The following is an 18,717-nucleotide window of genomic DNA, read 5'->3' on the forward strand; positions in this document are numbered from 1 at the left end:
TACGGCGGTCAAGCCTGGGGTCAATTTGCAACTTGCCGCCGGAAATACGGGGAAACCCCCACAGTGACGGCGCGCTGGCTTCAGGCCAGCGCGCCTCTGTTGCCCCCCGCTCCCACACCGGCGGCAAAAGTCAACTCAGCAGCAGCACCACAATCATCAGCAGGTTCATCGAGGCAAACTGCATCAGCCGCGGGGCCTGCTTGCCGCGAACAGTAGCTGCACCCGCAGCCGCCAGCGACAGCGCCAGCCCGGCCAGCGACAGGCTGCCGCCGATGGCGCCGGCCAGGCCGGTGCCCGGCCCCCAAGGCGCCTCCGCCAGCATCATGCCTTTCAACCCGACACCAACCAGAATGCCGCTGACGGCCCCCGCCAGGCTCAACACTGCACTGCGCGGCGCGCGAGCGCCCATAATGCTGTCGATCATCTGACGCGTTGGAATTTCGCTTGGCCGCCAGTCGAGCCTCTCAATGCGCTCGTCGAAACTGTTGATATACAAGGCTTTCCCTCCAGAACCCGAGGGCAGATTCACGAAAAATTAAGGCAAATGCGTGACAGCTTGGCGGAGTTAACGGGGCATTAAGGGATCTTACCCGCAGGTTAAGGCCAAGCCCCATTCCTGCCGCCGCATCAGCTGCCCCAGATCTTTTTAACGTAGTTCTGGGTTTCCTTGTATGGCGGCACCCCGCCGTACTTCTGAACGGCTTCGGGACCGGCATTATAGGCCGCAAGCGCCAGCCGCCAGGAACCGAACTTGCGGAACTGCCGCGCCAGATAGCGCGCGCCGCCTTCCAGGTTCTGCTGCGGCACTGCCGGGTTCACCCCCAGCGACCGGGCGGTGGCAGGCATCAGCTGCGCCAGCCCCAGCGCCCCTTTGTGCGATTTGGCATTGGGGTTCCAGTTGCTCTCCTGCTGGACCAGGCGCAAGAACAGATCTTCCGGCACCCCGTGCTGGCGCGCGGCCTGCCGCGCCATCTGCAAATACTCTCCCCGGTACTTGCCCCTGTAAGGCAATGTACCCGATGCCTCAGGAATACTGTATGTCTTGGGCTGCAGCCGGGCAGAGTTCTTGTACTGGGTCGCAGCCCGGCCATCCAGCACCCTGGTATGGGCCGCAAACAGATCGCGCCGGCTCTTGGTGCCCAGCACATCGGCAGCGGCAGGCTGCCCTGCCCCGATCATCGCAATCACCAGCCCCGCAACGGTTCTGCGCATCTCTGCTGTCCCACCACTGTCCCAACTCGCGCAAATATAACTAATGCAGAACAAATTTAAAGCAACACGGACGTGAGTTCCCGTTCGGCGAGCGCAAAAACCTCCGAAACCATCCACAGATGCCTGCTTTTCACACTACTCCCGGAACGGTACTGTGCCTGAAACGCGGCGTGCCGGATTCGGTTTTCCCGCCGCAGGACAGAAAATCAGGACAGAAGGACGAAACTTCATGGCCGGCTCACTGAACAAAGTCATGCTCATCGGCAATCTGGGCCGCGACCCTGAGGTACGCAGCTTCCAAAACGGCGGCAAGGTCTGCAACCTGCGCATCGCCACCTCGGAAACCTGGAAGGACCGCAACACCGGCGAGCGCCGCGAGAAGACCGAGTGGCACTCGGTTGCGATCTTCAACGAAGGCCTGGTCCGCGTGGCCGAGCAGTATCTGCGCAAGGGCTCCAAGGTTTACGTCGAAGGCCAGCTGCAGACCCGCAAATGGCAGGACCAAAGCGGCCAGGACCGTTATTCGACCGAGGTCGTGCTGCAGGGCTTCGGCTCCACCCTGACGATGCTGGACGGCCGTGGCGAAGGCGGCGGCGGCGGCGGTTACGGCGGCGGCCAGAGCGGCGGCGGCTATGGCGGCGGCAACCAGGGCGGCGGCTACGGCGGTGGCGGCGGCTATGACAGCGGCTCGCAAGGCGGCGGCGGCGGCTTTGGCGGCGGATCCTCGCATAACATCGACGACGACGAAATCCCGTTCTGAACCGCTCGCTGGCGGCATCCTCAGCCGCTGGTTTCAAACACCTACTCCTGCAGCCCCCGGCGCCCTTGGCTCCGGGGGTTTCATTTTTGGAACATTCCCATCTGCTGATAGCCCAGCCAGGTGCTGTTCCCTGGCTTGCGGAAAACTTTACGCATTTTCAAGAGTTCAAAGTACGCCCGCCCCACCGCTCATAAGCTTAATCTTTTCGTTTACTTTCAACACCCTAGGCAAAAACCGACATACTGCGGGCCCCATCTGGCCAAACTGTATGCCGCCTGCAGAAACACTCAGAGGCACCGGCGCTCTGCCGGGTAGGCGAAAATTAAGACACATTACATATGCTGAATTCAACTCACGGAAATTTTGTGCAGCAAGGAATAGAAAATGGGTATGCGATTTCTGCAGCATCTGCCGGTCAAGGCCAAGTTTGCCATGCTTCTGGCTGCGCCGCTGCTTCTCAGCATCTGGTTCATGGGGAACAAGCTGCTGGAGCTCTATGAAAAGGCCCAGGTCAATACCGCGCTGGCAGGTGAACTGCTGGACAGCATGAGCGGGCTTGTCCACAGCCTCCAGGTCGAACGCGGGATGAGCGCGGCCTTCCTGGGCGGCGATGCCGGGACGGTGCCCGATGCGCTGGTCAAGATCCGCCAGTCCAATGACACGGCGATGGCTGCCTACCTGGCCAAGCTGGAACAGGTTGACCGCCGCGGCCTCAGCGACACCGCTCTGGATTCCTTCCGCACGGCCCAATCGGAACTAGCCCGGAAAAAGGCGATCCGCCAGCAGATTTCCAGCCGCAGCATCCCGGTGCGCAATGCAGTTGAATACTACACCAAGCTGAATACGGCTCTTATCCAATCCGGCCTGTCGGTGGCACAGAAGATCGACAACCCGCTGATCAGCCAGGAGGCGGTGGCCCTCTCACTGTTCCTGCGCGCCAAGGACGCCGCAGGCCTGGAACGCGCCGCGGGCGCCGTTGGTTTCACGAACGGCTGGCAGCCGGCGGACTTTCAGGTCTTCGTGGCAACGCACGAACGTTTCCAAGAGCGCCTGGACAGGTTCCTTGACTTTGCCACCCTCGAAGACCGCAACGCCGTGGCGGCCCTGGCAAAGACACAGGAAATGAAGAAATTCAACGATCTGCGCCATGGTATCCTGACGGGCGGCGATCTGTCCGGTGTCGATGCTGCAGCCTGGTTTGCGACGGCTACAGACATGCTCAAGGTGCTGCGCGGCAAGGAGCAAATCCTGATCGAGCACCTGGAGCGCGACATGGCTGCCCATGACGCCCGGAACAAGCTGCTGCTGACCGAAATGGCCATCTTTGCTGCCGTGCTTCTGGCTGGTGTGCTGGCGCTCAGCCTGGCGATTTCCCGCGACATGACCAAGGGGCTTTCGGTGCTGAATGTGGCTCTGAAGAAACTGGGCAGCGGCGAAACCGAAGTGGAGGTGCCCGGCGCCAACCGCCGCGACGAAATCGGCGCTGTTGCGCGCAATGTTGTCGACCTGCGCACGGTGACCCAGCGAAAGCAGGAAGAGCGTGTTCATGAGGAGAAAGAGCGCCGCGAGGAAATCATGACCGTTGCACGCCGCATCGGCGAGGCGCTGATGGATCTGCAGCACAAGCGCCTGGACAAACCGATTGAGGAGTTTTTCCCGCAGGAGTTCAAGTCGATCCGCATGGACTTCAACGACTCGCTCCACGCCCTGAGCAGCGCCATCTCCTCGATTGGCGAACTGGCCAGCAGCGTGGATGAAAGCACCAAATCCATTGCCGAGGCGTCGATGGATCTGGCCCACCGCACTGAGGCGGAATTGGCGACGCTGGAGAAGACTACCCATTCGGTGAACGAGCTGACGACCAATGTGCAGCAGTCGGCCGCAAATGCCGGCCGTGCCGAACAGCTGGCGGAAAGCGCCCAGTACGGTGTGCAATCCTGCGACGAGGTGATGAACAATACCACCCAGGCGATGGGCAAGCTGCAGGAATCCTCGCAGGAAATCTCGCAGATCACCAAGGTGATCCAGGACATTGCCTTCCAGACCAACCTGCTGGCGCTGAATGCCGGCGTCGAGGCCGCCCGCGCCGGCGAGGCGGGCCGCGGCTTTGCGGTGGTTGCCAGCGAAGTGCGGATGCTGGCACAGCGCTGCGCGGATGCGGTTCAGCAGATCGACGAGCTGACCGCGCGCAGTTCTGAGCAGGTCAAAAACGGCGCCACCCTGGTGGATGAGGCCGGCCGCGCCATGGCCCAGGTCAGCGAGCAGGTGACTGAAATCTCCGGCCTGGTGGTTGAAATTGCCGGCAGCATGAAGGCGCAATCTTCTCAAATGAATGACGTCAACAATGCCGTTGGCGAGCTGGAAGTGATGGCGCAGCAGAACGCCGCGATGGCCGAACAGACCACTGCCGCAACCACTTCGCTGTCGGATCAGGCGCAGGAGCTGCGCGAGCTGGTCGGGCTGTTTGCCGTCGGACAAGTTACTGGCACGCCGGCTGCGCTGGGGCTTCCGGACAAACCGGCGGAGGCGCCGCTGTCCATCGACTTTGACACAGAGGACGACGGCTTCGGCAGCGCCGCCGCCTGACCCGGCGCACCAGCGCCTGCAAAAAACAAAGGGCAGCCACCCCGGCTGCCCTTAAGGTCAGGACCCGTTCATCCTGCACCTCTGGTTTGACTGGTTTTGCCCCTGGCCCTGGCTGTTTTGGCCCGCAAGGCAGATCCGTCAGGCGCCCGCGCTGCGCAGCACCTCCAGCACCGCGTCCGGCGGCACATCCCCGGTCACAAAAGCCTCACCGATACCGCGTGCCAGGATGAACCGCAGCTGGCCCGCAACCACTTTCTTGTCCTGTCCCATCAAATCCAGCAGCGCCTCGGCGCCCGGAAGCTCGCCCGGAATGTCGGCCAAATCGGTCTTCATGCCCATCGCTTTCAGATGCGCCCGCACCCGGCTCGGGTCCTCCTGCGAGCACAGGCCCAGCTTCGACGACAGCTCAAACGCCAGCGCGCAGCCAATCGCCACGCCCTCGCCATGCAGCAGCCGGCCGGAATAGCCGGTGGCCGCCTCCAGCGCGTGGCAGAAGGTGTGCCCCAGATTGAGCAGCGCACGGTCGCCCTGCTCTGTCTCGTCGCGCACCACGATGTCCGCCTTCATCTGCACCGATCGCGCCACCGCTTCGACTCTCGCTGCGACATCGCCTGCGGCCAGTGCAGGGCCGTTCTGTTCAAGCCAGGCAAAGAACTCTGCATCGCCCAGCAGGCCGTATTTCACAACTTCACCGTAGCCGGACAGGAAGTCGCGCGCAGTTAGGGTCTCCAGCACCGAGGTATCGGCCAGCACCAGCGAAGGCTGGTGGAAGGCGCCGACCAGGTTCTTGCCCTGCGGCGCGTTGATGCCGGTCTTGCCGCCCACGGAACTGTCGACCTGCGCCAGCAGCGACGTCGGGATCTGCACAAACCGCACGCCCCGGCGCAGCACCGCCGCGGCAAACCCCGCCAGGTCGCCGATCACACCGCCGCCAAAGGCGACAACCACATCGCCGCGTTCCACTTTCTGCTCCAGCAGCCACTCCACTGAGCGGGTGAATTGCGGCCAGCCCTTGGTCGCCTCTCCCGGCGGCAGCGCCAGCGCCTCCATGCCGATCCCCGCCGCCGCCAGCCCGGCGCGCAAGGTTTCCAGGTGCCGTGCCGCCACGGTTTCATCCGTCAGCACCGCCACCTGCGGCCGTTTCAGCAGCGGCTTGATCCGTTCCCCCGCCTGCGCCAGCAGCCCGGGGCCGATCACCACATCATAGGCGCGCTCGCCCAAGGGCACGTGAACCCTGCGTTCCATCATTCCCACTCCAAAACATCGGGGCGTGCCTTCAAGGCGTCCAGCACGCGGTCAACCATGGTTTCAATCGCAGCCTGCCCGTCAGACACGACGGTCAGGTCCGCCTTGGCATAAAGCGGCACCCTGTCGCGGTACAGGGCACTGAGCGTCGCATGAGGATCCGCCGTGCGCAGCAGCGGCCGCGTGTCGCGGTGGCGCACCCGGTTCCACAGCACCTCCAGATCCGCCTGCAGCCAGACAGACACCCCCTTGGCGGTGATCACCTCGCGGTTTTCCCCGGCCAGAAAGGCACCGCCACCGGTCGACAGCACGCCGCGCTCCTCCTCCAGCAGGCGCGCAATCACCTGGCGCTCCTTCTGGCGGAAGAAAGGCTCGCCGTCGCGGGCGAAAATCTCAGGAATTGTCATATTGGCAGCGGCCTCGATCTCGTGGTCGCTGTCCAGAAACGGCACACCCAGCCGCGCCGCCAAGGCACGGCCCACGGCGGTTTTGCCCGCCCCCATCATACCCACCATCACGATGGTCTTCTTCAGTTTCCCCGGCACCGGGGCTGCAGCCTCCTGGCCGCTGCTTTGCTCTTTTTCGCTCATTCTTCAGTGAATGACGTGATCTTGCGGAAAAGGGAATATATAACTTGGGCAAAAGAGCAGGAAACAGGCAGTGGATGAACCATGGGAAGATTGATTAAGTATTTGGTCTATTTGACGGTTCTGGCTGGTATCGGGCTGGTGGGCTATGCCTATGTCGGGCCCTGGTTCGGCGCCGATTTCCGCGCCCCCAGCGCCGAGGTGCGCAAGCCGGTGGTGCTGAATGCGGATTAAGGCCGCTGCCGCTGCCGCCGGTCTGACCCTGGCCGGCAGCGCCTTAGCCAATGAACCGCTGGCCGCCATCGAGTGGCTAAACCAGCCCCCCGCCCGCAGCGGGCTGCCGGGCACCGTGTTGCTGGAACCGCCGGTGGCCGGTACCGCCGCGCAGCCCCAAGTCTCCGTCACCCCGCTAGAGGCGCTGCTGCCGCCGGTCGGGCTGGTGCCTGCCTCTGCGACCGGTCTTCCTGCCGACCTGTGGCGCGGCAGCAGTGCCGCGGATATCGCCCATCTCATCGAAACCGTTCCAGTGCGCGGCAGCCCCGCCATGCAGGCGCTGCTGTTTACGCTTCTGCTTTCTGAAAGCCGCCCGCCCTCGGCCTCTAAGGACCAGATCCTGCTCGCACGGCTTGACCGGCTGTTTGCGCTGGGGGCGACCGATGCCGCCCAGGCGCTGGCTGAACAGGCCGGACCAACCGCCAGCCAGGCGCGTTTTGCCCGCTGGTTCGACGCAACCCTGCTGACCGGCAGCGAGGATGCCTCCTGCGCATCGCTGACTGCCTCACCGCATCTGTCGGACAGCTACGCGGCCCGGATCTTTTGCGCGGCGCGGCGCAGCGATTGGCCAACGGCCGCGCTGATGCTGGAAACCGCCCACGCGCTGGAACTGCTGCCGCAGGCGGAAATGGATCTGCTGGACCGTTTCCTGAACCCGGACCTGTTTGAGCTGGCGCCGCCGCTGCGCCGCCCGTCTGCGCCAGACCCGCTGACGTTCCGCCTGTTTGAAACTATTGGCGAGCCGATGCCAACCGCCGCACTGCCGCCTGCCTTTGCGGCGGCAGACCTGCGCGACATTTCCGGCTGGAAGGCACAGCTGGAGGCGGCGGAACGGCTGGCCCGCGGCGGCGCGCTCAATCCGAACCAGTATCTTGGCCTGTTCAGCGCCCGTAAACCAGCGGCTTCCGGCGGCATCTGGGACCGGGTCGCAGCCGTGCAGCAGCTGGAGAGCGATCTGAATTCCGGCAGTGCCGAAGCTATCGCTAAATCCCTGCCCCGCGCCTGGGATGCCATGCAGCAGGCCGGAACCGAAACCGTCTTTGCCGACCTCTTTGCCGAGCTGCTGGCCCGGGCGGAGCTGAGCGGTGAAACCGCAGACCTGGCCTGGCGCATCCGGCTGTTGTCACCGGCCTATGAGCTGGCTGCGCATGACAACCAGCCCGCAGGCGAAGACGCCGCCTTCCTGGCTGCCCTGGCCCAGGGCCGGCCCGGCAGTGCAGCGGCACCCGCGCCGGCGGCCGGGGCCATCGCCTTGGGTTTTGCTCCGGGCACCCCGCTGCCGCCGGAGATCCGCCGCCTGCTGGACAATGGCCAGCTTGGCGAAGCAATCCTGCGCAGCATAGTGCTGTTTGCCCGGGGCGCCGATGGCAACCTGGGCGATCTGACCTCTGCGCTGGCGGCCTTCCGCGCCGTCGGGCTGGAGGACACCGCCCGCCGCGCCGCCTTGCAGCTGATGCTGCTGGAGCCGCAGTAATATGCCACCGCCCCGCGACAATCTTCAGTGGATTTCCACCTTTCTGGATGCCCAGGCGGCTGAGACCGGCGCCTCGCAGAACACCCTGCTGGCCTATGGCCGCGACCTCAAGGACCTGACCGCCTGGCTGGAGCACCGCGCGCTGGATTTCCTCAGCGCCCGGCAGGACGATATCGAGGCCTATCTGATCAACTGCGACGCCCAGGGCCTGGCACGTGCCACCCGCGCGCGGCGCCTGTCAGCGGTCAAGCAGATCTACCGTTTTGCCTTTGAGGAAGGCTGGCGCGAGGACAACCCCGCAATCCAGATCCGCGGCCCGGGCCGCGAAAAACGCCTGCCCAAGACCCTGGAGGTGATCGAGGTCGACCGCCTGCTGGAGGCCGCCCGCCAAACCGGGCGCACCACCGCCGACCGGCTGCGCAATACCTGCCTGATGGAACTGCTCTACGCCACCGGGATGCGGGTCACCGAACTGGTGTCGCTGCCCGTCTCTGCCGCCCGCGGCGATCCCCGGATGCTGCTGATCATGGGCAAAGGCGGCAAGGAACGCATGGTGCCGCTGTCGCCGCCCGCCCGCGACGCGCTGGCCGTCTGGCTGCAGGCCCGTGACGAGGCCGAGGCAGCCCGCGAAACCAAGGGCCATCCGCTCTCACGCTTTCTGTTCCCGTCGCGCGGCAAGTCCGGCCACCTGACCCGGCACCGGTTCTACCTTTTGATCAAGGAACTGGCGGTCACCGGCGGTGTCTCTCCGGACAAGGTGACACCGCATACCCTGCGCCATGCCTTTGCCACGCATCTGCTGGCCAATGGCGCCGATCTGCGGGCGATTCAGGCGCTGCTGGGCCATGCGGATATCGCCACCACAGAGATCTACACCCACGTTCTGGACGCCCGCCTGCAGGAACTGGTGCTGGAGCATCACCCCCTGGCCAAGGATCGCTGAGCAACGCTTGAAGCAAACGCGCCAAGACCCCATAAATACAGCGAACATTCAACAGACCGGATCTCTGGACCCTCATGGACACTGCCTCCACCGTACTCGACAGCGCCTTCTGGACCACTGCCGGGGCCATCGTTCTGCTTCTGGTCCTTTCGGGCTTCTTCTCCGGCTCTGAAACCGCACTGACCGCAGCATCGCGCGGCAAGCTCAGGACCCAGGCCGACAAGGGCTCGCGCGGGGCTCAAAAGGCGCTGACCGTTACTGAGGACAACGAAAAACTGATCGGTTCGGTCCTGCTGGGCAACAACCTGGTCAACATCCTGGCGACCTCGCTGGCCACTGCGCTGTTCACCCGCGCCTTTGGCGAGGGCGGCGTGGCGCTGGCCACCCTGGTGATGACCCTTCTGGTGCTGATCTTTGCCGAAGTTCTGCCCAAGACCTACGCCATTTCCAACGCGGAGAAAGCAGCCTCAGCCGTTGCGCCAGTAATTGCGGCCTTGGTCACCCTGCTGGCCCCGGTTGTGGGCACCGTGCGGCTGCTGGTGCGCGGCGTGCTGCGCGTCTTCGGCGTCCGCATCGACCCCGACAGCCACATCATGGCGGTGCGCGAGGAAATTGCCGGCGCCCTGCAGTTGGGCCACTCCGAAGGCGTGGTCGAAAAGGAAGACCGTGACCGTATCCTCGGCGCGCTTGATCTGTCCGACCGCTTTGTCGAGGAGATCATGCTGCACCGCTCCCACATTGAGATGATCGACGCCGAGGCTGAGCCGGAAACCATTCTGGAGCAATGCCTGCAAAGCCCGCACACCCGCCTGCCCGTCTTCCGCGGCGAGCAGGAGAACATCATCGGCGTTGTCCATGCCAAGGATCTGTTCCGGGCCATGTATGAACAGGCAGGCGGCGCCGGCGGCGATACCGGGCGGCTGGAATCCTTTGATATCTCCTCCGTCGCCAAGGCCCCCTACTTCGTGCCTGAAACTACCACCCTCGACGAGCAAATGCGCCAGTTTCTGCGGATGCGTTCGCATTTTGCACTTGTGGTCGACGAATACGGTGCCCTGCAGGGCCTGATCACGCTGGAGGACATCCTGGAAGAGATCGTCGGCGAGATCACCGATGAATTCGACCCGGCAGAGGAAAACGCCGCCAGGAAAACCGCGGACGGCGCCTATCTGGTCGAAGGTGCCACCACCATCCGCGACCTGAACCGCGCGACCGAATGGAACCTGCCGGATGAAGAGGCCAACACCGTCGCGGGCCTGGTCATCCACGAGGCCCAGATGATCCCGGTCAAGGGCCAGGTGTTCTCCTTCCACGGCTTCCGGTTCGAGGTCACCGCCCGCGAGGGCAACCGCGTGACCGAACTGAAAATCCGGCCGCTCTCATGACCCGTGCGGCGGTGCTGGCCTGGGGCTGGTTTGACAGCATCGTGCTGGAGCTGTTCCGTCAGCTCCGCTGGTCCTTCCTGCCGCCGCTCTTGATCTATTTCGCTTATGGCGCGCAGGGGATCACCACCGTTGCCGCCTCCTTTTTCGTCAAGGAATACCTCGACTTATCCGCCGCTTTTCTTGCAGGCCTCGCGTTCTGGGTCGGCCTGCCCTGGGCGCTGAAGATGCCGCTGGGCCATCTGGTCGACCTTATCTGGCGCTGGAAATACCTGCTGATTCTGCTAGGGGCCGGGCTGATGGCGGCCAGCTATGCCATCCTCGCCGCCATCGTGCTGGAACCCGGGATGATGGCGGCCGTGATGCCGCTCGGCTCCTGGTATGTCACCTCTGCCCTGCTGGCCCCTTGCGGATTTGTGCTGCAGGATGTGGTGGCGGATGCGATGTCGGTGGAGGCCGTGCCCCATACCGACCACCAGGGCCGCGCCCTGCACGAGGATGAAACCAAGTCCCTGCACACCACCATGCAGACCTTCGGGCGGATCGCGCTGATCGGCGGCTCCAGCGCCGCCGCCGCGCTGAACGTCGCGCTGTTCGACGGCGCGGATGCCCTGCCGCAAGCGGACAAGGGCGCACTTTACGGCTTTGTCTTCACCCTCGCCCTGCTGATCCCGGTGATTTCACTGTCCGGCGTCGCCCTGGCAATCTGGCAGAAATGGCGCAAAGCCGCCCGGCTGCGCCGCGCCGGTGTGTCCGAAGCCGACATCCGCACCCGCATCGAACTCCCGCGGGAGCCAGTCACCCCGAACCACTGGTATTTCATCGGCGGCGGCGCCTTTGTGGCGCTGTCCCTCGCCGTGGGCCTGGGCGACGTGCCCTATTCGCAGGAAATCGTCTTTGCAGGCTCCATGGCCATCGTCCTGTTTCTGATGCGCCAGCTGGTCTCGGTCCTGCCGGTGGACCACGCCCGCGCCCTCATTGGCACCGCCATCATCATCTTTGTCTACCGCGCCACACCCTTGCGCGGCCCCGGCGCCACCTGGTTTGAGATCGACGTGCTGGGCTTTGACCAGCAGTTCCTGTCCGTTCTGTCCCTCATCACCTCGCTGCTGACGCTGGCGGGTATGCTGATCTTCCGCCCGCTGATGGCCAGCCGCCCGATTGCCTGGATCGTCGCCTTCCTGGCAATAACCGAGGCCGTCCTCAGTCTGCCCAACATCGCGCTCTACTACGGCGCCCACCACTGGACCGCAGCGATGACCGGCGGCGTAGTGGATGCCCGCTTCATCGCCATCGTCGACACCGCAGTGGAATCGCCGCTGGGCCAGATCGCGATGATCCCGATGCTCGCCTGGATCGCCCGCAACGCGCCATCCGGCCTCAAGGCCACCTTCTTTGCGGTCATGGCCTCCTTCACCAACCTGGCGCTCTCGGCCTCCAGCCTCGGCACCAAATACCTGAACGAGATCTTCGTTGTGACCCGCGAAGTCACAAATTCGGCAGGCGCGGTCACTACAGCCGCCGACTATTCCCAGCTTGGCATGCTGCTGATCACGGTTGGCGTCATTCTCCTGGCCGCCCCCCTGACGGCAATTTTCCTCATCCAGAACAGCCGCTTCCGCACCTCTGAATAGCCCCGCAGCCCTCCCGCAGCCCATAAGCGGCACGCCATGCCGTTTTTCTTCTGGACTACTGTTCACTTCTGTACAGAATGCGGGAAACACCTATTCAGGGAGGCCCACATGAAAACCACCACCCGCGTGGCAGTGATCGGCGGCGGCGTCGTCGGCTGCTCTGTCCTCTACCACCTGACCAAGCTCGGCTGGTCCGACGTCATGCTGATCGAACGCTCAGAGCTGACCAGCGGCTCCACCTGGCACGCAGCAGGCGGTTTCCACACCCTCAACGGCGACACCAACATGGCGGCGCTGCAGGGCTACACCATCAAGCTCTACAAAGAGCTGGAAGCGATCACCGGCATGTCCTGCGGGCTGCACCACGTCGGCGGCGTCACCCTGGCCGAAACCCAGGAACGCTTCGACATGCTGAAGGCGGAGCGCGCCAAGCACCGCTTCATGGGGCTGGAGACCGAAATCGTCTCCCCCGAAGAAATCAAGAAGATCGCCCCTGTCACCAACGTGGACGGCATTATCGGCGGGTTGTATGACCCGCTCGACGGCCACCTCGATCCCTCCGGCACCACCCACGCCTATGCCAAGGCCGCGCGCATGGGCGGCGCAACAATTGAAACCCACTGCAAGGTGATCGAGACCAACCAGCGCCCCGACGGCACCTGGGATGTGGTCACCAACAAGGGCACCATCCACGCCGAGCACGTCGTCAACGCAGGCGGCCTCTGGGCGCGCGAGGTCGGCGCCATGGCCGGCGTTTACTTCCCGCTGCACCCAATGGAACACCAGTATATCGTCACCGACGAGGTGCCGATGATCGCCGAGATCATCGACGGCGGCGGCGAGCATCCGCATGTGATGGACCCGGCCGGCGAAAGCTACCTGCGCCAGGAGGGCCGCGGCCTCTGCATCGGCTTCTACGAACAGCCCTGCAAGCCCTGGGCGGTGGACGGCACCCCCTGGGATTTCGGCCACGAGCTGCTGCCCGATGACTTCGATAAGATCGAGGATTCCATCGCCTTTGCCTACAAACGCTTCCCGGCGCTGGAGGCCGCAGGCGTCAAATCCGTGATCCACGGCCCCTTCACCTTTGCCCCTGACGGCAACCCGCTGGTTGGCCCGGTGCCCGGCATGCGCAACTACTGGTCCGCCTGCGCCGTCATGGCCGGCTTCTCCCAGGGCGGCGGCGTCGGGTTGATGCTGGCCCAGTGGATGGTCGAGGGCGAATGCGAGCGCGACACCTTCGCAATGGACTGCGCCCGCTTCGGCGACTGGATCACCCCGGGCTACACCCGCCCCAAAGTCATTGAAAACTATCAGAAACGCTTCTCCATCGCCTACCCGAACGAGGAGCTGCCCGCGGCCCGCCCGTTCCGCACCACCCCGATGTATGACATCTTTGACAGCATGGGCGCGGTCTGGGGCGCGCAATACGGCATGGAAGTCCCGAACTACTTCGCCGAAGGGAACGAGCCGCGCTACGAGACCCCGTCCTTCCGCCGCTCCAACGCGTTCGAGGCCACCGCACGCGAAGTAAAAGCCGTGCGCGAAAACGTCGGCATCAACGAGGTCCACAACTTCGGCAAATACCTGATCAAAGGCGCCGGCGCCCGCGCCTGGCTCGACCGCATCATGGCAGGCCGGGTGCCGCAGCCGGGCCGCCTGTCGCTCACTCCGATGCTGTCCCCCAAGGGCCGCCTCATTGGCGATTTCACCATCTCCTGCCTCTCGGAAGAGGAGTTCCAGCTCACTGCCTCCTACGGCTCGCAGGCCTACCACATGCGCTGGTTCCTGCAAAATCTGGACGATGGTGTTGCCCTCGAAAACATCTCCGACACCCGTAACGGTTTCCAAATCGCAGGCCCCAAGGCCCGCGAGGTGCTGCAGGCCTGCACCCGCACCGATATCTCGGACATGCGCTTCATGGATGTGCGCCGCCTCACCGTCGGCATGGCCGACTGCATCGTGCAGCGCGTCAGCTACACCGGCGATCTGGGGTATGAGATCTACTGCGATCTTCCCAGTCAGCGCGCCCTCTGGGACGCGCTGTGGACCGCAGGCCAGCCGCACGGCATGAAACCCTTTGGCATGCGGGCAATGATGTCCCTGCGTCTGGACAAGTTCTTCGGCTCCTGGCTGCGGGAATTCTCGCCCGACTACACAGCTGCGGAAACAGGCCTCGACCGCTTCATCTCCTTCAAGAAGGAGGCGGAATTCATCGGCCGCGCCGCCGCCGAGGCCGAACGCGAAACTGGCCCCGCCCGCCAGCTCTGCGCGTTTGAGGTCGCGGCAGACGACGCCGATGTGGTCGCCTATGAGCCGATCTGGCTCGACGGCGCGGTCGTGGGGTTCTGCACCTCCGGCGGCTATTCGCACCACGCGCAGAAATCCATCGCGCTGGGGTTTGTCCCCACGGACCGTGCCCAGGCTGGCCTGGAGGTGGAGATCGAAATCCTCGGCAAGATGTACAAGGCCCGGCTGATCAGCGACCCGCTGTTTGACGCCGATGGCGCCCGGATGCGCGGCTGAGCCAAAAAACACCGGATTCAGGTCAGCCTGCCTGACCTGAATCCCTCCCGTTGCCACAGCAGCGCACGCTGACGCCGCGGAACTTGCGCAACACATACGTCAGCGACCACACCCAAATGTTTCGCGCGCGAAACATTTGGTCAACCCTGCTGACCTATGCGGCTTTCACTGGATCCCCCTCTTCTTCTGGCTAAAAATATCCCCGCCGGAGGCACCCATCAGCCCGGCAAAAGCCGAGGTACGAACAGTCATGACCGCCATCGCCATTCTCCTCCTTGCCGCCGGCGCCTCATCCAGGATGCGGGGCCGCGACAAGCTGATGGAGGATGTAGACGGCCAGCCCCTGCTTACCCTGATGAGCCGCCGCGCGGCGCTGACCGGACTGCCGGTCTATGTGACCCTGCCCAGCCTGTCCCACCCCCGGGCCGCAGCAACCGGAACGGCCCTTGCGGTTGAGGTTCCGGACGCGCAGGATGGCATGTCTGCCTCGATCCGCCGCGGCACCGCGGCGCTGCCGGATCAAATACAGGCGGTGATGATCCTGCCTGCCGACATGCCGGGAATCACAACCCAGGACATGCTGTCGCTCGCCGCGCATTTCTCCGGGCCGGACAGCCCCGTTCTGCGCGCCACAGCAGAGGACGGCAGCCCCGGCCACCCGGTCCTGTTTCCCCGCCGCTGTTTTGGCGCCCTGAAATCGCTCAGCGGCGATCAAGGCGCCCGGAGTATCCTAAAATCCGAAACGGTCCGCACCGTGGCTTTGCCCGGCAGCCGCGCGCTGACCGATCTGGATACGCCTGAAGACTGGGCCGCCTGGCGCCGCAGCCGCTGACTCCTGCAAAAAACAGAGAAGGCAGGGCACAAGGCCCTGCCTTCCTGCGCTTCGCTCTTGTCTGCCGTTTCCCCCAAAACAGCAGCTGCATCTCTCAATGCACAAGCAGATGCGCCTCGTGTTTGCGCAAGGAGCGGCGCGCCGCGGAATAGGCCGCGCGGCCCTGCTCCGATTTCAACTCCGGGAACAGCTCGAACAATTCGTTGCGCTGCGCATTGTCCAGGCCGCGCAGGCTCTGGTCGCCAGGCTGGAAGCTCTCGGTCCAGGCACCATCGGACAGCACAACCTCATGCTGGTCGAACATGAAGTGGATATAGGTCACCTTGGAGGTCTCCACCCGGTCGACGCCGGCCAGCCCGGTCAGGTGCTTGGCCGCCACCAGAACCTCGCGGTCCTCGAAATAGAGCGCGGTCTTGTCGTTGGCGACCAGCACCCGGTGATTGGGGCTGACCATCATGTCACGCTCCGGCAGGCCATTGCCCAGGGCGCCCTGGCGGATCAGCACCGGCTGCAGATGTGCGGCAGACGCCAGCGCCTTGCCTTCCAAGGTGCGGGTGCCGATCCAGCGGATCTCCTGGATGCCGTTGTCGCGGGTGATCACACGGTCGCCCGCTTTCAGGTCTTCGACCTTGCGCTCGCCCATCGGGGTTGCGATCAGGGTGCCCGGTGTGAAGCAGGGAATGATCTGCTCGATCTCGCCGAACTGCATCGAGCCAGTCACATTGCCGTCGCCGTCGAGGAAGTTGACGGTGCCCGACAGGCTGTTGCCATCGGCGTCGACGGTCACATCGGCCAGCTCAAACGGGCCGGTGCCGGACAGGTCCAGCGTGTCAAAGTCGTCGCCGGTGGAGCCACCGTCCACAACATCGCCGTCATTGCCGCCCAGGAAGGTATCGCGGTCTGCACCGCCCGACAGGGTGTCGGCGCCCTGGCCGCCGGTGATCAGGTCATTGCCTGCTCCGCCGCTGACGATGTCGTCGTCGATGCCTGCGTCGATGGTGTCATCGCCGGAGCCGCCGGAGATATCGTCGTCATCGTCCTGGCCAAAGATCAGGTCATTTCCCGCGCCGCCGTCGATCGTGTCCATCCCGTTGGTGGGGTCCGGGTCAGCCGGGCGGCCGTCGCTGCCGTCATCGGTGATGTTCAGCCCATCGGGGAAGGCCGGGTTCAGACCGCCATAGATGGTGTCGGCACCGCCGCCGCCAAGAATGGAGTCAGAGCCCTCGCCGCCGGTGATCTCATCCGCGCCGGAGCCGCCGTCGATGGTGTCGTCGTCGATACCGCCGTCGATCACATCCATACCGGTGCCGCCGTCGATCAGGTCGGCATCATCCCCGGTGGAAATGGTGTCATTGCCGGAGCCGCCCAGAACGGTGTCGCGGTCGTCATAGGGATCGGCATCGGCCGGGATGAACGGGATATCGGGATCGGTGCCGGTATAGCCCGGAAAGCCGCGGTCGGGCAGCGGGATGCCGCTGTCCTTGGAGGTGTCGATCACATCATCGCCCTCGCCGCCCTCAACCGAGTCGGAGCCGTCGCCGCCGTCAATGGTGTCCTCACCGCCGCCGCCGAGAATGGTGTCGTCTCCCTCGCCGCCGGTCAGGCTGTCGTCGCCGGGCACAACCGGATCGGAGGGGTCGGAGGAATAGTCGAAATGCGCAGTGTCCAGCGAGGTGCCGGAGGTGCCCAGATCAACGATCACCTTGACGTCGTTGAAGTCCTTGTCGCCCAGGTTGCGCAGGTCTTCAAAACCCAGCTGCACAGAGCCGTCCGGGAACTGGTAGATCCCCTTGGTGTGGTCCAGCCCGTCCGGGTTCAAGCCGGCGTTGGCGCCGTAGCCGGAGGAATAGTAGGTGCCATGGGGGCTGATGATACCGACCCCGACAACCGCGCCTTCGGGCGCGTCATAGGTATAGGTCTGGCCCACATCCGAATTGGCATCCTGCGACAGCACAACCACATTGCTGATGGCGCCGGTTTCCGGGTCGATAATGTAGGCAAACACCTGGTTCTGGAAGGTCGCGCTGGTCGAGGAAATGGTAATCTTGACCGGTTCATTAGCGCCGGAGACGCCGTCGCCGAGGATCAGGTCATCGCCGCTGCCGCCGTCGACGGTGTCGTCGCCCGAACCGGCATAGATGCTGTCGTTGCCGCTGCCTGCGATGATGACATCATCGTCCGGGCCTGCAGCCGGGTCGATGGCATCGCCGTTGTCGACCATGTCGCCCTCGGGATCACCGGTGTAAGCCGCGTCGATCAGGTCGTCGCCCGCGGTGCCCTCTACAATTCCGTCCAGCCCCGGATTCGGATTATTGCCACTCATTGTCTTTACCCTCTCCTCACCGGTCTGGCCCCAAGCCCCAACTTTCGGGCCAGCCGGACAGCCGCACAGAAATGCGGAACCCCGCAGTCAATACACTTGCCCATGCGGGAAGAGGGCCAGACCGCGCAAGCGGACTGGAGTGCGCACCGAAACAGCGCGCAGCCGATTACCTAAAGCTATCGGATCAGCGGTGTGCGCTTCTCAGCAGCACATGGACTTAAGTTAAATTTTAGCAGTCCACCACAGTCCAGCAGCTCGCAGAACTCGCCCCCCCAAATGGGCTAAAACATGCATACTTTAGGTACCTCGGGCCACAAAGCCAAAAAGTTGCCTAAAATTCCCCGCATTGAGCACACCGGACCGCGGAACAGTCCCCAAAACAAAGGTTGAGAGGGGAGAATTGTTTCCACAATCACAGGCAATTCCGAAGGCAAAAGCACAAAATCCGCGCCGAACTCCGAAAACAAGGCGTTCCGCGCTGGAATTGTTTACAAAATTGAAACAGCCGGAAATTAAGGCGAAAGCGCCTTCTTTCCGCTTGCCGCCGGGTCAGCGTTTGGGGAAATGGACTGGATTTGCAGCCAATCACAGGCTTTTGCAGTCTTTGTTTCCTCTCCAGGCCAAAACAGGACTGCGCGCATTCGAATCGCTCAGCCTGTACGGAAGATCATCGCAGCCGCAGCGGAAAGTAAATAACACTGAAGAGTTTATTCAATCCGCCGGCATCAGTCCGCTGATACAGGCTTCTGGCAATCACGAGCACGCGGCTGCGAACAGACTGTCTGGCAAACGCGATGCAGCCGACATCCGGCAAAATACTTGTCATGCTGTGATTATGGCGGAGAGACAGGGATTCGAACCCTGGAGACGGTTTCCCGCCTACACACTTTCCAGGCGTGCGCCTTCGACCACTCGGCCACCTCTCCGTTGAGGGGGCTTT

General features: G+C 63.8%; 14 protein-coding genes and 1 tRNA gene. 9 read left to right on the top strand and 6 right to left on the bottom strand.

Annotated features, from left to right (window positions below):
• Nucleotides 1–130 precede the first annotated feature (130 nt).
• Nucleotides 131–496, bottom strand: coding sequence for a hypothetical protein (locus tag ACXAEK_RS16460; RefSeq protein WP_475043520.1), 366 nt, complete (start codon nt 494–496; stop codon nt 131–133).
• A gap of 131 nt (nt 497–627) precedes the next feature.
• Nucleotides 628–1,212, bottom strand: coding sequence for a lytic transglycosylase domain-containing protein (locus tag ACXAEK_RS16465; RefSeq protein ID WP_475043522.1), 585 nt, complete (start codon nt 1,210–1,212; stop codon nt 628–630).
• Between the two features lie 229 nt (nt 1,213–1,441).
• Here ACXAEK_RS16465 and ssb point away from each other — a divergent pair, with 229 nt between their 5' ends.
• Together ssb and ACXAEK_RS16475 are read left to right on the top strand one after the other, a co-directional pair.
• Nucleotides 1,442–1,972 carry a single-stranded DNA-binding protein gene (gene ssb / locus ACXAEK_RS16470; RefSeq protein ID WP_475043524.1) on the top strand — a complete coding sequence of 177 codons (531 nt, stop codon included), beginning with the start codon at nt 1,442–1,444 and terminating at the stop codon, nt 1,970–1,972.
• Between the two features lie 384 nt (nt 1,973–2,356).
• Nucleotides 2,357–4,558, top strand: coding sequence for a methyl-accepting chemotaxis protein (locus ACXAEK_RS16475; protein ID WP_475043525.1), 2,202 nt, complete (start codon nt 2,357–2,359; stop codon nt 4,556–4,558).
• 138 nt (nt 4,559–4,696) lie between these two features.
• On the opposite strand, the gene aroB is transcribed toward ACXAEK_RS16475, so the two are convergent.
• Both aroB and ACXAEK_RS16485 read right to left on the bottom strand, forming a co-directional pair.
• Nucleotides 4,697–5,803: a 3-dehydroquinate synthase gene (gene aroB / locus ACXAEK_RS16480; protein WP_475045294.1), complete on the bottom strand. Its 1,107-nt coding sequence runs from the start codon at nt 5,801–5,803 to the stop codon at nt 4,697–4,699.
• Nucleotides 5,803–6,393, bottom strand: a complete 591-nt coding sequence (locus tag ACXAEK_RS16485) for a shikimate kinase (protein ID WP_475043526.1) — start codon at nt 6,391–6,393, stop codon at nt 5,803–5,805. The genes aroB and ACXAEK_RS16485 overlap by 1 nt, the downstream gene beginning before the upstream one ends.
• A gap of 81 nt (nt 6,394–6,474) precedes the next feature.
• Here ACXAEK_RS16485 and ACXAEK_RS16490 point away from each other — a divergent pair, with 81 nt between their 5' ends.
• The 7 genes from ACXAEK_RS16490 (at nt 6,475) to ACXAEK_RS16520 (ending at nt 15,454) form a co-directional block, all read left to right on the top strand.
• Nucleotides 6,475–6,624: a hypothetical protein gene (locus tag ACXAEK_RS16490; protein ID WP_475043528.1), complete on the top strand. Its 150-nt coding sequence runs from the start codon at nt 6,475–6,477 to the stop codon at nt 6,622–6,624.
• Nucleotides 6,614–8,137 carry a hypothetical protein gene (locus tag ACXAEK_RS16495; protein ID WP_475043530.1) on the top strand — a complete coding sequence of 508 codons (1,524 nt, stop codon included), beginning with the start codon at nt 6,614–6,616 and terminating at the stop codon, nt 8,135–8,137. The genes ACXAEK_RS16490 and ACXAEK_RS16495 overlap by 11 nt, the downstream gene beginning before the upstream one ends.
• Nucleotide 8,138: 1 nt before the next feature.
• The gene (locus ACXAEK_RS16500; protein WP_475043532.1) at nt 8,139–9,080 is read left to right on the top strand and encodes a site-specific tyrosine recombinase XerD; all 942 of its coding nucleotides are present in this window, start codon (nt 8,139–8,141) and stop codon (nt 9,078–9,080) included.
• Nucleotides 9,081–9,154: 74 nt separating this feature from the next.
• Complete coding sequence (locus ACXAEK_RS16505; protein ID WP_475043534.1) at nt 9,155–10,465, top strand: HlyC/CorC family transporter; 1,311 nt, start codon at nt 9,155–9,157, stop codon at nt 10,463–10,465.
• The gene (locus ACXAEK_RS16510) at nt 10,462–12,096 is read left to right on the top strand and encodes an MFS transporter (RefSeq protein WP_475043536.1); all 1,635 of its coding nucleotides are present in this window, start codon (nt 10,462–10,464) and stop codon (nt 12,094–12,096) included. Before ACXAEK_RS16505 ends, ACXAEK_RS16510 begins: the two co-directional genes overlap by 4 nt.
• 108 nt (nt 12,097–12,204) lie before the next feature.
• Nucleotides 12,205–14,622, top strand: a complete 2,418-nt coding sequence (locus ACXAEK_RS16515; RefSeq protein ID WP_475043537.1) for a GcvT family protein — start codon at nt 12,205–12,207, stop codon at nt 14,620–14,622.
• A 250-nt stretch (nt 14,623–14,872) separates the two neighbouring features.
• A complete protein-coding gene (locus tag ACXAEK_RS16520) occupies nt 14,873–15,454 on the top strand; it encodes a nucleotidyltransferase family protein (protein WP_475043538.1) in 582 nt (193 codons plus the stop codon).
• 94 nt (nt 15,455–15,548) lie between these two features.
• Here the strand turns inward: ACXAEK_RS16520 and ACXAEK_RS16525 are convergent, their stop codons facing one another.
• Together ACXAEK_RS16525 and ACXAEK_RS16530 are read right to left on the bottom strand one after the other, a co-directional pair.
• Complete coding sequence (locus ACXAEK_RS16525) at nt 15,549–17,777, bottom strand: Hint domain-containing protein (protein ID WP_475043540.1); 2,229 nt, start codon at nt 17,775–17,777, stop codon at nt 15,549–15,551.
• Between the two features lie 836 nt (nt 17,778–18,613).
• Nucleotides 18,614–18,703: transfer RNA gene (locus ACXAEK_RS16530), tRNA-Ser, on the bottom strand.
• Nucleotides 18,704–18,717 lie beyond the last annotated feature (14 nt).

The organism is Leisingera sp. ABM4_101, assembly GCF_056158725.1.

Bases quoted from the DNA above. Each gene is read 5' to 3' on its own strand.
- ACXAEK_RS16465 (WP_475043522.1), bottom strand. From the start codon at position 1,212: ATGCGCAGAACCGTTGCGGGGCTGGTGATTGCGATGATCGGGGCAGGG.
- ssb (WP_475043524.1), top strand. From the start codon at position 1,442: ATGGCCGGCTCACTGAACAAAGTCATGCTCATCGGCAATCTGGGCCGC.
- ACXAEK_RS16475 (WP_475043525.1), top strand. From the start codon at position 2,357: ATGGGTATGCGATTTCTGCAGCATCTGCCGGTCAAGGCCAAGTTTGCC.
- aroB (WP_475045294.1), bottom strand. From the start codon at position 5,803: ATGGAACGCAGGGTTCACGTGCCCTTGGGCGAGCGCGCCTATGATGTG.
- ACXAEK_RS16485 (WP_475043526.1), bottom strand. From the start codon at position 6,393: ATGAGCGAAAAAGAGCAAAGCAGCGGCCAGGAGGCTGCAGCCCCGGTG.
- ACXAEK_RS16490 (WP_475043528.1), top strand. From the start codon at position 6,475: ATGGGAAGATTGATTAAGTATTTGGTCTATTTGACGGTTCTGGCTGGT.
- ACXAEK_RS16495 (WP_475043530.1), top strand. From the start codon at position 6,614: ATGCGGATTAAGGCCGCTGCCGCTGCCGCCGGTCTGACCCTGGCCGGC.
- ACXAEK_RS16500 (WP_475043532.1), top strand. From the start codon at position 8,139: ATGCCACCGCCCCGCGACAATCTTCAGTGGATTTCCACCTTTCTGGAT.
- ACXAEK_RS16505 (WP_475043534.1), top strand. From the start codon at position 9,155: ATGGACACTGCCTCCACCGTACTCGACAGCGCCTTCTGGACCACTGCC.
- ACXAEK_RS16510 (WP_475043536.1), top strand. From the start codon at position 10,462: ATGACCCGTGCGGCGGTGCTGGCCTGGGGCTGGTTTGACAGCATCGTG.
- ACXAEK_RS16515 (WP_475043537.1), top strand. From the start codon at position 12,205: ATGAAAACCACCACCCGCGTGGCAGTGATCGGCGGCGGCGTCGTCGGC.
- ACXAEK_RS16520 (WP_475043538.1), top strand. From the start codon at position 14,873: ATGACCGCCATCGCCATTCTCCTCCTTGCCGCCGGCGCCTCATCCAGG.
- ACXAEK_RS16525 (WP_475043540.1), bottom strand. From the start codon at position 17,777: ATGAGTGGCAATAATCCGAATCCGGGGCTGGACGGAATTGTAGAGGGC.